Below are 14,003 nucleotides of genomic sequence, written 5' to 3' on the forward strand. Positions count from 1 at the left end.
CCGCCCTCCGCTTCTGGAGGGCGGGCCTTGCGTCATGTCCGGGAGCTCACCGGCCCAGGCTGCGTCGGGCCTGTGGACCGACCCGGGCGCCCGCGAGGTCCGCCCGCTGGCCGGCGCCCCAGCCCTGCGGCATGCCCGAGCCGGAGAGGCTGCGCGGGCGGGCGCTGCCGACCCGGGGGTAGGCCGCCCGGAGCGCCGCCTCGGCGTCGGCGGTCCGGTCGGCGAGCACCAGTGCCGCCGACGTGCCGGTCGCGGAGAACCGGTCGCCGGCCTGCTGCTCGGCGCGGTCCTCGGTCTCGGCGAGACGCCGGACGACGGCCATCCGGAACCCGGCCAGCCAGGAGCGCCGGAACGCCGCCTTGTGCTCCCACGACGGGACCGGGGTGCGCGCCAGCTGGCTGGTCGCCTGCAGCAGCAGGCTGGTGTAGAGCAGCTCCACCCGGCGCAGGTCGGAGGCATGGCCGAACAGGTGCACCGCGTGGACGTCTCCGTCCACGCCGCGCCGCCTGGTGCGCACCGCGGCGCAGCGCAGCCGGCCCGCGACCGCGCCGAGGAGATCGATCTTGTCCGCGGCGTAGGGAGCCCCGACCGTGACGACGAGGTCGCCGACCGGGTCCGCGGTGGGGTCAGAACGGGCGAGCAGGGCCTGGTCGATCCCGTAGTCGGCGATGAGCTGGGTGGCCTTGGCGGTGTAGACCTCCGCCTCGTGCGGGGTGGCCGCCGGATCCTCCGCCTTGGTCAGCAGCTTGCGGACCTTGTCGAGGATCGGGTCGGCGAGGCCCGGGTTCGGGCGGCCGGCCGGGGGGTGCGGGTTCACGGGCTCCTCCGGGGTCGGTGGGGGTGTAGCAGGAGCGTGGCAGGTGCCGCGGACGGATCCGGTGCGGGGACGCGAGGCTGTGGACAGCCGGCGAGGAGGTCAGCGCGGCGGCTCGGACCAGGAGCGCTCGAGGAGGCGCTGCGCCTCGGGAAGCGTGAGCCCGTGCCGACGGGCGACCCGGGCGAAGCCGTCGGCTGCTCCGGTGAGCTCGCCGGCGGCCGGGCCGCCGGTGGACGAGGCGACGAAGGTGCCGCGCCGGCCGTGGGTCTCGATCACCCCGTCCGCCTCGAGCCGGCGGTAGGCCTTGGCCACCGTGTTCGCCGCCAGGCCGAGCTCCTCGGCCAGCCCCCGCACGGTCGGCAGCTTCGTGCCGGCGGGCAGCCGGGAGTCGTGGGCCCGCGCGGCGATCTGGGCGCGCAGCTGCTCGTACGGCGGCACCGGGCCGTGCGGGTCGATCTCGTCGAGGTCCATGCCGCGACCCTAGGGCGTGGGCGAGCAGGGGGTCATGCCCCCGGGCTGGAGCCAGGCGTGCACGAGAGGCACGACCGAGGCGCCCTCGCCGGTGGCCGCGGCCACCCGCTTCAGCGAGCCCGCCCGGATGTCACCGGCCGCGAAGATCCCGGGCGCGGTGGTCTCGAGGTTGCCGGGCGGCAGGCCGTCACGCCAGGAGTGCTTCGGGACGTCGCGACCGGTGAGCACGAAGCCCCGGCTGTCCCGGGCCACCTCCGTCGGCAGCCAGTCGCAGTGCGGGTCGGCGCCGAGCAGCAGGAACAGTCCGGCGGCCTCGTGCCGGGTGCTGGCCCCGGAGGCCGTGTCGCGCAGGGTGAGCCACTCGAGGCGGCCGTCGCCGCCGCCGTCGACGACCTCGGTGCACGGGCGGACCGCGATCCGCGGGTTGTAGTGGATCTCGTCGATGAGGTAGCGCGACATGGTGCTCGCCAGGCCGTCACGGCGGACCAGCACGGTCACCGACCTGGCGAACCGGGAGAGGTGGACGGCCGCCTGCCCGGCGGAGTTGCCGCCCCCGACGACGTACACGTCCTGGTCCTCGAGCTCCCGGGCGGCGGTCATCGCGGCGCCGTAGAAGACGCCGCGGCCCACCAGGGCCTCGAGCGGCTCCACCCGGAGCTTGCGGTAGGAGACCCCCGAGGCGATCACGACCGACCGGGCCGCCACGTCGCCGCCGTCGGTGCGCACCACGTGCGGCACGCCGCCGGAGCCCACGACCAGCTCGGTGACCGGCCATCCGGTCAGGAACCGGGTCCCGAACCGGATCGCCTGCGAGCGCGCCCGCTGGGCCAACCGCATCCCGGAGACGCCGCGCGGGAAGCCGAGGTAGTTGCGGATCATCGAGCTGGTGCCCGCCTGTCCACCGATCGCCTCCGCCTCGAGCACGACGGTGCTCAGGCCCTCCGAGGCGCCGTACACGGCGGCCGCCAGCCCGGCCGGCCCGGCGCCGACGACGACGAGGTCGATCACGGAGTCGACGTCGATGTCGCTGGGGGCGCCGTAGATCGAGATCGCCACGTCGCGCACCGACCGGGCGACGACCGGTGCACGATCCATGGCCTCGACCACCGGGAAGCCGAGGTCGGCCTCGGCCCGTTGCACGCGGGCGAGCACGGCCCGGCCGGTCTCGCTGTCGGGGGAGTAGGTGCGGGCGGGCATGCCCATCCGGTCGGCGAAGTCGCGGATCGCCAAGCTGAGCGTGTCGTCGACCGGCGTGACGATCCGGACGGTGTCCACCTCGGGATCGGCGGCCGTGGAGCCCCAGTCCGACAGCAGCTCGGTGACGGCGTTGTGGAACTCCTCGTCCCGCTGGCCGCGTGGCATCAGCAGGAAGGCGTCGTACTTCCCCTTGGCGAGGCCGTCCCGCAGCAGCTGGCCGTCGTCGCGGAACCGGGACGAGTGCGCCACCACCAGCCGCCGGGCCGTCGGCATGACGGCCCGCCAGGAGTGGAACGCCGCCAGCACGTGCGCGTCAGGGAGCACCGACTCGGCGACCACCAGAGGCACCTGCCCGCCGGCGGCCTGGACCTCGGCCAGGACCTCGGCGGCGGCCGCCGCCGACCGAACGCCGCGGATCGCGTAGTCGCGGGTGTAACGGCCGAACTCGTCGACGAGCAGGTCCAGGTGGTGCTCGGAGACCAGGACGATCACCGGCAGCTCTCGCGGGGTGCTCACGAGCCGATCGTAGGTGGTGGTTGGATGAGCGGCGTGCGGCTGCGAATCGATCTCGCCTACGACGGCACCGACTTCCACGGCTGGGCCGCACAGCCGTCGCTGCGCACCGTCCAGGGCACCCTGGAGGCGGCCCTGGCGCAGGTGCTCCGGATCGAGAAGGCGTCTGTGACCTGCGCGGGTCGCACCGACACCGGGGTGCACGCTCGCGGCCAGGTGGTGCACCTCGACCTGATGGACGACGCGCTGCAGTCCGTTGCCGGCCGGGGTACGGCGCCGGAGGACGCCCTGGTCCGACGGCTCAACGGCGTGCTGGGCGAGGACGTCCGGGTGCACCGCGTGCTGGTGGCGCCCCCCGGGTTCGACGCCCGCTTCTCCGCGCTGTGGCGGCGCTACGCCTACCGGGTCGCCGACGAGCCCGGACTGGTGGACCCGCTGGTCCGTGCCGCGGTGCTCGCCTGGCCCCGGCGGCTCGACCTGGAGGCGATGAACGCCGCCGCGGACCTGCTGGTCGGCGAGCACGACTTCGCGGCGTTCTGCCGGAAGCGCGACGGGGCCACCACGATCCGCACGTTGCTGGAGTGCCGGTGGGCCCGCGACGACGCGGGCCGAGCGGTCGCCACGGTGCGGGCCGACGCCTTCTGCCACAGCATGGTGCGGGCGCTGGTCGGCTGCATGCTCTCGGTCGGGGAGGGGCGCCGCGACCCGCAGTGGGCGGCCGGGGTGCTGCGCGGGCGGGTCCGCGACCCCGGGGTCACCGTGATGCACGCGCACGGGCTGACGCTCGAGGAGGTCGCCTACCCCGACGACGCCGACCTGGCCACCCAGGCCCGGGCCGCCCGGGTCCTGCGGGTGCTGCCCACCGAAGGGGGTCCGGCCGGTGGATGAGCACTACTTCTCCGCGGACCCGTCGGTGCCGTTCCGGCGGGCGCCGGTGCGGGCGGAGGTCTGGGGCCACGACCTGGACCTGGTCTCCGGCTCCGGCGTGTTCGCCCAGGGCAGGCTCGACGTGGGCACGGCCGTGCTGTTCCGGGAGTCCGAACCGCCGCGGACCGGCTCGACCTACCTCGACCTCGGCTGCGGGTACGGCGTCATCGGGATCGCCCTGGCGACGGCGCGCCCGGCCGCCCGGGTCTGGGCCGTGGACGTCAACGAGCGGGCGGTGCTGCTCGCCAACGAGAACGCCGCCGCCCTGGGGGTCGCGGACCGGTTCACCGCGGGCACCCCCGACGCGATCCCGGACGACCTCGAGGTCGACGAGATCTGGTCCAACCCGCCGATCCGGATCGGCAAGGAGGCCCTGCACGAGCTGCTGCTCCGCTGGCTGCCGCGGCTCGCTCCGGGTGGCCGGGCCGTGCTCGTCGTCGGCAAGAACCTGGGCGCCGACTCGCTCCAGCGCTGGCTCGGCGAGCAGGGCTGGCCGACGACCCGGCTGGCCAGCGCCAAGGGGTTCCGGGTGCTGGAGGTCCGTCGCGCCTGACCCGGCCACTGCTCGCCGGCGGTGGATGATGGGCTCCATGGACGACGGGCTGCTGCCGGTGGTGGAGGCGGATGCTCTGCGGGCGGCGGAGCCGACGTACGCCGAGGTGGGGCAGACCCGGACGGAGCTGCCCGAGGGCTACCGGCACCTCCGGCGCCGGGCGGATCTGGGCAGCGGGCCGGCTCGTTTCGAGGACGCGGCGCGCACCCTCCTGCACTGGGGGATGCACCGGAGGGCGGGGGTGCGGGTCCGGCCCTCGAGCGGGAGCGTGCAGCAGGACTCGGTCGCGGTGCTGCGCGTGGGCCCCGCGGTGCTGGCGGTGAAGGCTCCGGTCCGGGTCGTGTACGTCGTCGACGAGCCGCGTCGCCGGGGCTTCGCCTACGGCACGTTGCCCGGGCATCCCGAGAGCGGCGAGGAGGCGTTCGTCGTGACCCTCGACGACTCCGGCGCCGTCCGCCTCGAGATCACGGCGTTCTCGCGGGCCGCCACCCTCCTCACCCGTGCCGCCGGTCCCGCCGGCCGGGCCGCCCAGCGGCTCATCACGCAGCGCTACCTCAGCGCCCTCCAGGAGCGACCGGACCGGGACCGTCGATAATCCGCAGGCGAGCGGGTCCCGGCCCGGCTAGCATTCCGGGCATGTACCTGCTGCAGCGGACGACCACGCCGGATCCTCTCCGGCGCTGACGTGCAGCACTGAAAGCACCCACAAGCCCCGGAGCGTGTCTCCGGGGCTTCGTCGTCCCCTGGCACCGCTTCGAGGCACCCCCCGCCGAAGGAGCCCCCATGAACGACCGCACCGCCAGCCGGCCCGAGCCGCTGGACCACCGCGAGCTCAACCACGACCTGGCTGTCTTCGCCACCGACCCGGGCATCGGTCCGGGGCTGCCGCTCTGGCTGCCCGCCGGGGCCGTGATCCGGCACGAGGTCGAGCTGTTGGCAGGAGACCTCGCCCGCCGCGACGGCTGTCAGCGGGTGTACACACCGGTGCTGGCCAAGCGGGCGCTCTACGAGCAGTCCGGTCACTGGGCGAAGTTCAGCGACGACATGTTCCCGCCGATGCGGATCGGGTCGGAGGACCTGGTGCTGCGCCCCGCGAACTGCCCGCACCACGCACTGGTCTACGCCGCCGACCGGCACTCCTACCGCGAGCTGCCGGTGCGTCTCAACGAGCTGGCGCCGATGTTCCGGGCCGAGCGCTCGGGCGTGCTCTCGGGACTGAGCCGCGTGCGGCAGATCAACCTCGACGACACCCACGTCTTCTGCCGTCCCGACCAGACCGCGGCCGAGGTGGCCCGCGCGCTCCGTTCGGCGCTGCGGGCCCAGGAGGTGCTCGGCCTGCCCGTCGACCACGTGCGGCTCTCCCGCCGCGACGGGAGCGAGGCGTACCTGGGGTCCGTCGAGCAGTGGCAGCAGGCCGAGGATGCCCTGCGCAGCGCGGCCGCCGAAGCAGGGTTGGCGGAGCGGGGACTCAGTCTGGTCGAGGCGGAGGGAGAGGCGGCGTTCTACGGGCCCAAGCTCGACCTGCAGGTCCGCGACGGACGTGGCCACGAGGAGACCATCGCCACCGTCCAGCTGGACTTCAACCAGCCGGAGCGCTTCGACCTCACCTACGACGCCGCCGACGGCAGCCGGCAACGCGTCGTGATGATCCATCGCGGCACCGTCGGCGCGATGGAGAGGGTCGTCGCCGCGCTGCTCGAGCGCTACCAGGGGCGGCTGCCGCTGTGGCTGGCGCCGGTGCAGGTCTGCCTGCTCCCGGTCGGTCCTGCCCAGGACCCGGCCGTGCGGAGCCTGGCCGACGACCTGCTCGCGGCCGGGCTCCGGGTCCGCATCGAGGCCGAGGGGTCGCTGGGGGCCCGCATCCGCGCCAGCCGCCGGCGCCGCGACTGTCTGATCGCGGTCCTGGGGGCCGCCGAGGTCGAGGCGGACCAGGTGCAGGTCACCGACGTCGCCGCCGGTTTCGCGGGTCCGGTGGCCCGGGACCGGCTGCTCGACCTGTTGCCCCGGGCGTACGCCGCGCGTGCCGCCTTGGTCGACTGGGCCGCCGGTGGCTGAGGCGGCGCGCTGTTTCGCCGGGCGGCGGCCGAGGCAGGATGGGGTCCATGAGCTCCTACGAGGCCGCCCCTGACCGCTACGGCTCGATGGACTACCGCCACACCGGTCGGAGCGGGCTGAAGCTGCCCGCGATCTCGCTGGGCCTGTGGCAGAACTTCGGCGACGACCGCCCCGAGGAGACCCAGCGGGCGATCATCCGCCGTGCCTTCGACCGCGGGGTGACCCACTTCGACCTGGCCAACAACTACGGCCCGCCCTACGGCCGGGCCGAGTCCAACTTCGGCCGCTACCTCGCCGACGACCTGGCGCCCTACCGCGACGAGCTGGTGATCAGCACCAAGGCCGGCTACGACATGTGGCCGGGCCCCTACGGGCAGGGTGGCGGGTCCCGCAAGTACGTCCTCGCCAGCCTCGACCAGTCCTTGGACCGGATGGACCTCGACTACGTCGACATCTTCTACAGCCACCGGTTCGACCCCGAGACGCCGCTCGAGGAGACGATGACGGCCCTGGACCACGCGGTCCGCACCGGCCGGGCGCTCTACGTCGGGATCTCCTCCTACGACGCCGCGCAGACCCGGGAGGCCGCCTCGATCGCCCGCGACCTCGGCACGCCGCTGCTGATCCACCAGCCGTCGTACAGCATGTTGAACCGCTGGATCGAGCAGGACCTGCTCGACGAGGTGGAGGAGCAGGGCATGGGCGTGATCGTCTTCAGCGCGCTCGCGCAGGGGCTGCTGACCGACCGCTACCTCGCCGGGGTCCCGGAGGACTCCCGGGCCGCCCGGAAGGGGTCCACGCTGCCGGGCAGTCATCTCGACGAGGCGACGTTGAAGCACGTACGGCGCCTCGACGAGATCGCCCGCGGACGAGGCCAGAAGCTCGCACAGCTCGCGCTGCAGTGGGCGCTGCGCGACCGGCGGGTCACCTCCGCGGTGATCGGCGCGTCGTCGGTCGAGCAGCTCGACACCAACCTCGACGCGCTCGACGGGCCGCCGCTGACCGAGGAGGAGCTGGCCGCCATCGACGCCGACGCCGTGGAGGCCGGGATCAACCTGTGGCGGCCGCGGGGCGAGCAGGACTGAACAGGTCGCGCTGGTTGATGCCAGGGGCCATCCTGCCCGACTCGCGGGGGCAGGTGGGCCCTGTCCCAGGACCATTCCGCGGGGCATGATGCCCCCATGACCTTCGTCTACGACTTCGAGCAGGGAAGCAAGGACCAGAAGGATCTCCTGGGGGGCAAAGGCGCCAACCTCGCGGAGATGACCGTCCTGGGACTTCCGGTGCCACCAGGCTTTACCATCACCACGGAGGCCTGCCGGGCCTTCCTGGAGCAGGGGAAGGAGCCCGACGGGCTGGCCGAGGAGGTCAGCGCGCACCTCGCCGCCCTGGAGCAGAAGATGGGCAAGCGGCTCGGGGATCCCGAGGACCCGCTGCTGGTCTCGGTCCGCTCCGGAGCAAAGTTCTCGATGCCCGGGATGATGGAGACCGTCCTGAACGTCGGTCTCAACGACCGCAGCGTGCAGGGGCTCGCCGCCGTCGCCGGCGGTGACGAGCGGTTCGCCTTCGACTCCTACCGGCGGCTGCTGCAGATGTTCGGCTCCACGGTGCTGGGCCTGGAGGCGTCGGTGTTCCACGAGGCCCTGGACGGGCTCAAGGCCGACCGAGGCGCCAAGAACGACCTGGACCTCGGCGTCGAGGACCTGCGCGAGCTGGTGGCGACGTACAAGCAGCTGATCCACGACCACACCGGCCGGGACTTCCCGCAGGAGCCGCGCGAGCAGCTCGACATGGCGGTGCTCGCCGTCTTCGAGTCCTGGAACACCGAGCGCGCGGTGCTCTACCGCCGCCAGGAGCGGATCCCCGGCGACCTCGGCACCGCGGTCAACGTCTGCTCGATGGTCTTCGGCAACGGCGGCCAGGACTCCGGCACCGGCGTGGCCTTCACCCGCGACCCGGCTTCGGGCGCACAGGGCGTCTACGGCGACTACCTCCAGAACGCGCAGGGGGAGGACGTCGTCGCGGGCATCCGCAACACCGTCCCGCTCGCCGACCTCGAGGGCATCGACAAGGCCTCCTACGACGAGCTGCTCGGCATCATGGCCACGCTGGAGGGGCACTACCGCGACCTGTGCGACATCGAGTTCACCATCGAGCACGGCAAGCTCTGGATGCTGCAGACCAGGGTCGGCAAGCGCACCGCCGAGGCGGCCTTCCGGATCGCCTGCCAGCTCGTGGACCAGGGGCTCATCGACGAGGACGAGGCGGTAAGCCGGGTGACCGGCGCCCAGCTCGCCCAGCTGATGTTCCCGCGGTTCGACGCCGGCAGCGAGCGGGTCCTCATCGCCAAGGGCATGAACGCCTCCCCGGGTGCGGCGGTCGGCAAGGCCGTCTTCGACTCGAGCACCGCGGTGGAGTGGGCCGAACGAGGCGAGGACGTCATCCTGGTCCGCCGGGAGACCAACCCCGACGACCTCCGCGGCATGGTCGCCGCGAAGGGCATCCTCACCAGCCGCGGCGGCAAGACCTCGCACGCCGCGGTGGTCGCCCGCGGCATGGGCCGCACCTGCGTCTGCGGAGCCGACTCCCTCGACGTCGACGTCAAGGGCACCAAGATGACCGCCGCCGACGCGACGGTGATCTCCGAGGGCGACATGATCTCGATCGACGGCACCACCGGCGAGGTCTTCGCCGGCCGGGTCCCGGTGAGGGACTCCCTGGTGGTGCGGCACTTCGAGGGCGACGAGCGGGCCGAGGACGACCACCTCGTGCTGGCGGTGGAGCGGCTGATGAAGCACGCCGACCATCGGCGACGGCTCGGCGTACGCGCCAACGCCGACACCCCGGAGGACGCCGCCCGGGCCCGGCGCTTCGGTGCCGAGGGCATCGGGCTGTGCCGCACCGAGCACATGTTCCTCGGTGACCGGAAGGCGCTGGTGGAGGACCTGATCGTGGCGGGCAGCACCGATGAGCAGGAGGCGGCGCTGTCCGCGCTGCTGCCGATGCAGCGCGACGACTTCGTCGGCATCCTGAAGGCGATGGACGGCCTGCCGGTCACGATCCGGCTGATCGATCCGCCGTTGCACGAGTTCCTTCCCGACTACACCGAGCTGTCGGTGTCGGTCGCGCTGGAGGACGAGCGCGGCAACCGCGACAGCAAGCACCACAAGCTCCTCGACGCGGTGAAGAAGCTGCACGAGCAGAACCCGATGCTCGGCCTGCGCGGCGTGCGGCTCGGCATCGTGATCCCCGGCCTGTTCTCCATGCAGGCACGCGCGATCCTCGAGGCCGCCTCCGCGCTGATCAAGCAGGGCATGGATCCCCAACCGGAGATCATGATCCCGCTGGTGGCGACCGTGCAGGAGCTGGAGCTGGTCAAGGCCGACATCATCCGGGTCGCCGGAGACGTCGAGGACGAGACCGGCGTGAAGCTGAAGTTCAAGGTCGGCACGATGATCGAGCTGCCCCGGGCGGTGATGGCGGCCACCGAGATCGCCGAGCAGGCGGAGTTCTTCTCCTTCGGCACCAACGACCTCACCCAGATGACGTGGGGCTTCTCGCGCGACGACGTCGAGGCGTCGTTCTTCGGCACCTACCTGGACAAGGGCATCTTCGGGGTCTCGCCGTTCGAGTCGCTGGACCGCGAGGGCGTCGGGGCGCTGGTGCGGCTGGCCGTCGAGAAGGGCCGCGCGGCCCGCCCCGACCTGCACCTCGGCGTCTGCGGCGAGCACGGCGGCGACCCGGACTCGATCCACTTCTTCGACGAGGTGGGCCTGGACTACGTCTCCTGCTCCCCCTTCCGGGTGCCGGTGGCCCGGCTGGAGGCGGGACGCTCGGCCGCCGACGCGATCTCCGACACCGCCTGAGGCACCGTCGGTCCGCCCGACGGGCGCGCCGGGAGGTGTCCCGGCCCGCCCGTCGGGGTAGTGGGTCGCATGGCCGAGAAACAGTTCAAGAAGGGTGACGAGGTCACCTGGCAGAGCCACGGCAGCACCGCCGAGGGCGTCGTCGAGAAGAAGATCACCGAGGACACCGAGGCGGCCGGTCGCCAGGTGCGGGCATCCAAGGACGAGCCCCAGTACCTCGTCAAGAGCGACAAGAGCGGCGGTGAGGCCGTGCACAGGCCGACGGCGCTGAAGAAGTCGCGCCGCTCGTGACCGCGGCCGACGCGGTCGGCAAGGCCGGGCCACGACCGGCTCGGCCCGGCTCACCGGTGCGAGCGGCGGGGCGTCGGCTCGTGCTGCTCAGCCGGTGTGCGGGCGGCGCACCGACGTACGCCGACCGCCGCTGCCCTGGGCGCTGAGGAGCAGGACCAGGCCGCCGAGGACCATCGGCAGCGCCACCGCACCCGAGGAGCCGCCCAGGGAACCGCCCGCTCCGGCGCCGCCGGTGAGCGAGCGAGCAGTCAGCGCGACCACCGGCGCCAGGCCGACCAGCACCAGCAGCTGACCGGCGGTGCGCGGGTCCCGCCGGCCGAGCAGGGCCAGCGGCGCGACCAGCGTCAGCGCTGTGGCGGCATGCACCGGCCCGGTGTCGCGCGGGACGAGGTCGAAGAGGCCGTCGGCCAGCGCGAACAGCGCCACGGCCACGGCTGCGAAAGTCAGCGCCGGCTCCGCCCACGACAGTCGCCACAGCACCGCCAGGGAGAGCCCGAGCGTCGGCACGAGGACCAGTGCTGCCACGATCGGCGCCGGGATGTCGCCCGGCTCGGCCGCGGTCTCGCCGAGGAAGAACGCAAGACCGAGCACCGCGAAGACGAGCAGGAACGTCACGGCTGCCGTGCGCGACACGTTGGCGAGCATGGCGGACACCTCCTGGCACGGAAGTCTGGGACTTCTCGGACAGGGCCGGACAGTGCCGAACGACCCGACCGCGGGCGCGGGGCTAATCGGGTCGCGGTCGCTGCCGGCTGCGGGGAGAATGCCTGTCCATGGGCCATGTGGACGTCGCCGGAGTGCGCTACGAGCTACCCGACGGGAGGGTGCTGCTCGACGACGTCTCCTTCCGGGTCGGTGAGGGCGCCAAGGTGGCACTGGTCGGCGCCAACGGGGCGGGCAAGACCACCCTGCTGCGCATCATCACCGGCGACCTGGTGCCGCACGCCGGCGCCGTGACCCGAAGCGGCGGCCTGGGCGTGATGCGGCAGATGGTGACGCACGGCAACGAGGGCAGGACGGTGGCCGACCTGCTGCTCTCGGTCTCGCCGCCGCGCGTCCGGGACGCCGCGGCGGCCGTCGAGGCGTGCGAGCTGGCGCTGATGGAGACCGAGGACGAGAAGACCCAGATGCGCTACGCGAGCGCGCTCGCGGAGTGGGCCGACGCCGGCGGCTACGACGTCGAGGTGGTGTGGGACGTCTGCACGACGGCCGCGCTCGGGGTGTCCTACGACCGCGCGAAGTACCGCCTGCTCACCACGCTCTCGGGGGCGAGCAGAAGCGGCTGGTGCTGGAGTTCCTGCTCCGCGGCCCCGACGAGGTGCTGCTGCTCGACGAGCCGGACAACTTCCTCGACGTGCCGGGCAAGCTCTGGCTGGAGGACCGGATCACCGAGTCGCAGAAGACGATCCTGTTCATCAGCCACGACCGCGAGCTGCTGAACAACACCGCCACCCGGGTGGTCACCGTCGAGCTCGGGGCCGCGGGCAACAGCGTGTGGACCCACCCGGGCGGGTTCGGGACCTACCACGACGCGCGTCGGGCCCGCTTCGAACGGTTCGAGGAGCTGCGCAAGCGCTGGGACGAGGAGCACGCCAAGCTGCGGGCGCAGATGCTGATGTACAAGCAGAAGGCCGCCTACAACTCCGACATGGCCTCGCGCTACCAGGCGGCGCAGACCCGACTCCGGAAGTTCGAGGAGGCCGGACCGCCGACGGCGCAGCCGCGCGAGCAGCAGGTGAAGATGCGGTTGCGCGGGGGGCGCACCGGCAAGCGGGCGGTGATCTGCGAGGGGCTCGAGCTCACCGGTCTGATGAAGCCGTTCGACCTCGAGGTCTGGTACGGCGAGCGGGTGGCCGTGCTGGGCTCCAACGGCTCCGGGAAGTCGCACTTCCTGCGGCTGCTGGCCGCCGGCGGCAGCGATCCCGACGTCGAGCACCGTCCGGTGAGCGAGGTGCCGGTCAAGCCGGTGGACCACACCGGCAAGGCGCGGCTCGGCGCCCGGGTGCGCCCGGGCTGGTTCGTGCAGACCCACGAGCACCCCGAGCTGACGGGGCGGACGTTGCTGGAGATCCTGCACCGGGGCGACGACCACCGTGACGGCCTGCCCCGCGAGCCGGCCGCCCGGGCGCTGGACCGCTACGAGCTGGCGCACGCCGCGGAACAGCGGTTTGAGTCGCTGTCGGGAGGCCAGCAGGCGCGCTTCCAGATCCTTCTGCTCGAGCTCAGCGGTGCGACGCTGCTGCTGCTCGACGAGCCCACGGACAACCTCGACGTCGAGTCGGCCGAGGCGCTCGAGGACGGGCTGGAGGCCTTCGACGGCACGGTGGTCGCGGTCACCCACGACCGCTGGTTCGCGCGTGGCTTCGACCGGTTCCTGGTGTACGGCGCCGACGGCTCGGTCTATGAGTCCGACGGGCCGGTGTGGGACGAGGGCCGCGTCCAGCGGGCCCGCTGATGCCGGCGGACTCCTCCGCGATCGCGTTCGAGCGCATCGGGCACCTCGTCCGCATCCCGGTCGACGTGCCGCACGGCAGCCCGGCCCGGTTCCTCGTCGACACCGGGATCGGGATCACCGTCGTCAGCTCGGCTTTCGCTGCCCGACACCGCCTCGAGCCGACCGGGCGGCACGTCGTCGGGACGCGGATGGCCGGCGACGAGGTGAGGTCGCCGCTCCTGCACCTGCCCAGGATCGAGCTGGGCGGCGAGCGGCTGAGCGATCTGGTCGTGGCGGTTGCCGACCTCGGCCCGACCACTGGCCCCGACGGCTTCGACGGGATCCTGGGGCTGGACCTGCTGGGAGAGATGCCGCTGACCATCGACCCGTTCCGGGGCGTCGTACGCCTCCGGGGCCGACCTCCGAGAGCCGGACGCATCGAGGTGCCCGTGGTCGTCGACCGCGACGGGGAGTCGGTGTGCCTCTCCGTGGAGCTACGGCTGCCGGACGGGACCGTCGTGACCGCGGAGGTCGACACCGGGTCGGGAAGCACGATCCTCGACGCGCGGCACACCACCGCCTGCGGCGTCACGCCGGAGGGCCCGGGCGTGCGGTTGGTCCGCGAGGCCAACGAGACCGGGCTCCAGGTGGAGCGCGCCTTCATCCCTGTCCCGGGACCGATCTCGCTGGCCGGGGCCTCTCAGACCGCACAGCACGGATCCACGGTGATGTTCCAGGACCTCAGGCTCGACGGGCTGGTCGGGACGGTCTTCCTGGACCGGTACGTGCAGACCTTCGACACGCGAGACGGCACCCTCACCCTCACACCGCCGACGTCGTGGCCGTGACGACTCGGGCCCGGCCCGGGCTCCTCGGGGT

At 73.0% G+C, this 14,003-nt stretch carries 12 protein-coding genes and 1 pseudogene; 9 read left to right on the forward strand and 4 right to left on the reverse strand.

Going from position 1 to position 14,003, the window contains the following annotated elements:
• Positions 1–46: 46 nt before the first annotated feature.
• The 3 genes from H9L09_RS12480 to H9L09_RS12490 all read right to left on the reverse strand — a co-directional run bounded on the left by H9L09_RS12480 (position 47) and on the right by H9L09_RS12490 (position 3,001).
• On the reverse strand, positions 47–817 hold the full coding sequence (locus H9L09_RS12480; protein ID WP_187577261.1) for a DUF2786 domain-containing protein: 771 nt from the start codon (positions 815–817) through the stop codon (positions 47–49).
• 99 nt (positions 818–916) lie between these two features.
• On the reverse strand, positions 917–1,288 hold the full coding sequence (locus H9L09_RS12485; protein WP_187577262.1) for a GntR family transcriptional regulator: 372 nt from the start codon (positions 1,286–1,288) through the stop codon (positions 917–919).
• Between the two features lie 9 nt (positions 1,289–1,297).
• Entirely contained in the window at positions 1,298–3,001 is a 1,704-nt protein-coding gene (locus tag H9L09_RS12490) for an NAD(P)/FAD-dependent oxidoreductase (RefSeq protein WP_187577263.1), read from the reverse strand.
• 24 nt (positions 3,002–3,025) lie between these two features.
• Between H9L09_RS12490 and truA the strand changes: the two genes are divergently transcribed.
• The 7 genes from truA (at position 3,026) to H9L09_RS12525 (ending at position 10,690) form a co-directional block, all read left to right on the forward strand.
• Positions 3,026–3,886, forward strand: a complete 861-nt coding sequence (truA, locus tag H9L09_RS12495) for a tRNA pseudouridine(38-40) synthase TruA (RefSeq protein ID WP_187577264.1) — start codon at positions 3,026–3,028, stop codon at positions 3,884–3,886.
• The gene (locus H9L09_RS12500; RefSeq protein WP_187577265.1) at positions 3,879–4,478 is read left to right on the forward strand and encodes a class I SAM-dependent methyltransferase; all 600 of its coding nucleotides are present in this window, start codon (positions 3,879–3,881) and stop codon (positions 4,476–4,478) included. Before truA ends, H9L09_RS12500 begins: the two co-directional genes overlap by 8 nt.
• A gap of 37 nt (positions 4,479–4,515) precedes the next feature.
• Entirely contained in the window at positions 4,516–5,073 is a 558-nt protein-coding gene (locus H9L09_RS12505; protein WP_187577266.1) for a DUF1990 domain-containing protein, read from the forward strand.
• A 188-nt stretch (positions 5,074–5,261) separates the two neighbouring features.
• The gene (gene thrS / locus H9L09_RS12510) at positions 5,262–6,533 is read left to right on the forward strand and encodes a threonine--tRNA ligase (protein ID WP_187577267.1); all 1,272 of its coding nucleotides are present in this window, start codon (positions 5,262–5,264) and stop codon (positions 6,531–6,533) included.
• A gap of 47 nt (positions 6,534–6,580) precedes the next feature.
• The gene (mgrA, locus tag H9L09_RS12515; protein ID WP_187577268.1) at positions 6,581–7,618 is read left to right on the forward strand and encodes an L-glyceraldehyde 3-phosphate reductase; all 1,038 of its coding nucleotides are present in this window, start codon (positions 6,581–6,583) and stop codon (positions 7,616–7,618) included.
• Between the two features lie 96 nt (positions 7,619–7,714).
• Positions 7,715–10,399: a pyruvate, phosphate dikinase gene (gene ppdK, locus H9L09_RS12520; protein ID WP_187577269.1), complete on the forward strand. Its 2,685-nt coding sequence runs from the start codon at positions 7,715–7,717 to the stop codon at positions 10,397–10,399.
• Positions 10,400–10,468: 69 nt separating this feature from the next.
• Entirely contained in the window at positions 10,469–10,690 is a 222-nt protein-coding gene (locus tag H9L09_RS12525; protein ID WP_187577270.1) for a hypervirulence associated TUDOR domain-containing protein, read from the forward strand.
• Positions 10,691–10,777: 87 nt separating this feature from the next.
• Here H9L09_RS12525 and H9L09_RS12530 read toward each other — a convergent pair whose 3' ends face one another.
• Entirely contained in the window at positions 10,778–11,335 is a 558-nt protein-coding gene (locus H9L09_RS12530) for a hypothetical protein (RefSeq protein ID WP_187577271.1), read from the reverse strand.
• 128 nt (positions 11,336–11,463) lie between these two features.
• Here H9L09_RS12530 and H9L09_RS22110 point away from each other — a divergent pair.
• Both H9L09_RS22110 and H9L09_RS12540 read left to right on the forward strand, forming a co-directional pair.
• A pseudogene (locus H9L09_RS22110) lies at positions 11,464–13,145 on the forward strand (ABC-F family ATP-binding cassette domain-containing protein).
• Entirely contained in the window at positions 13,145–13,972 is an 828-nt protein-coding gene (locus H9L09_RS12540; RefSeq protein WP_187577272.1) for a retropepsin-like aspartic protease, read from the forward strand. Before H9L09_RS22110 ends, H9L09_RS12540 begins: the two are co-directional and overlap by 1 nt.
• Positions 13,973–14,003 lie beyond the last annotated feature (31 nt).

Origin of the sequence: Nocardioides mesophilus (assembly GCF_014395785.1) — a bacterium.
In the GTDB taxonomy this organism is placed as follows: Bacteria; Actinomycetota; Actinomycetes; order Propionibacteriales; family Nocardioidaceae; genus Nocardioides_B; species Nocardioides_B mesophilus.

Coding starts and splice junctions, on each gene's coding strand:
- H9L09_RS12485 (WP_187577262.1), bottom strand. CDS start 1,288: ATGGACCTCGACGAGATCGACCCGCACGGCCCGGTGCCGCCGTACGAG.
- truA (WP_187577264.1), top strand. CDS start 3,026: ATGAGCGGCGTGCGGCTGCGAATCGATCTCGCCTACGACGGCACCGAC.
- H9L09_RS12505 (WP_187577266.1), top strand. CDS start 4,516: ATGGACGACGGGCTGCTGCCGGTGGTGGAGGCGGATGCTCTGCGGGCG.
- thrS (WP_187577267.1), top strand. CDS start 5,262: ATGAACGACCGCACCGCCAGCCGGCCCGAGCCGCTGGACCACCGCGAG.
- mgrA (WP_187577268.1), top strand. CDS start 6,581: ATGAGCTCCTACGAGGCCGCCCCTGACCGCTACGGCTCGATGGACTAC.
- ppdK (WP_187577269.1), top strand. CDS start 7,715: ATGACCTTCGTCTACGACTTCGAGCAGGGAAGCAAGGACCAGAAGGAT.
- H9L09_RS12525 (WP_187577270.1), top strand. CDS start 10,469: ATGGCCGAGAAACAGTTCAAGAAGGGTGACGAGGTCACCTGGCAGAGC.
- H9L09_RS12530 (WP_187577271.1), bottom strand. CDS start 11,335: ATGCTCGCCAACGTGTCGCGCACGGCAGCCGTGACGTTCCTGCTCGTC.
- H9L09_RS12540 (WP_187577272.1), top strand. CDS start 13,145: ATGCCGGCGGACTCCTCCGCGATCGCGTTCGAGCGCATCGGGCACCTC.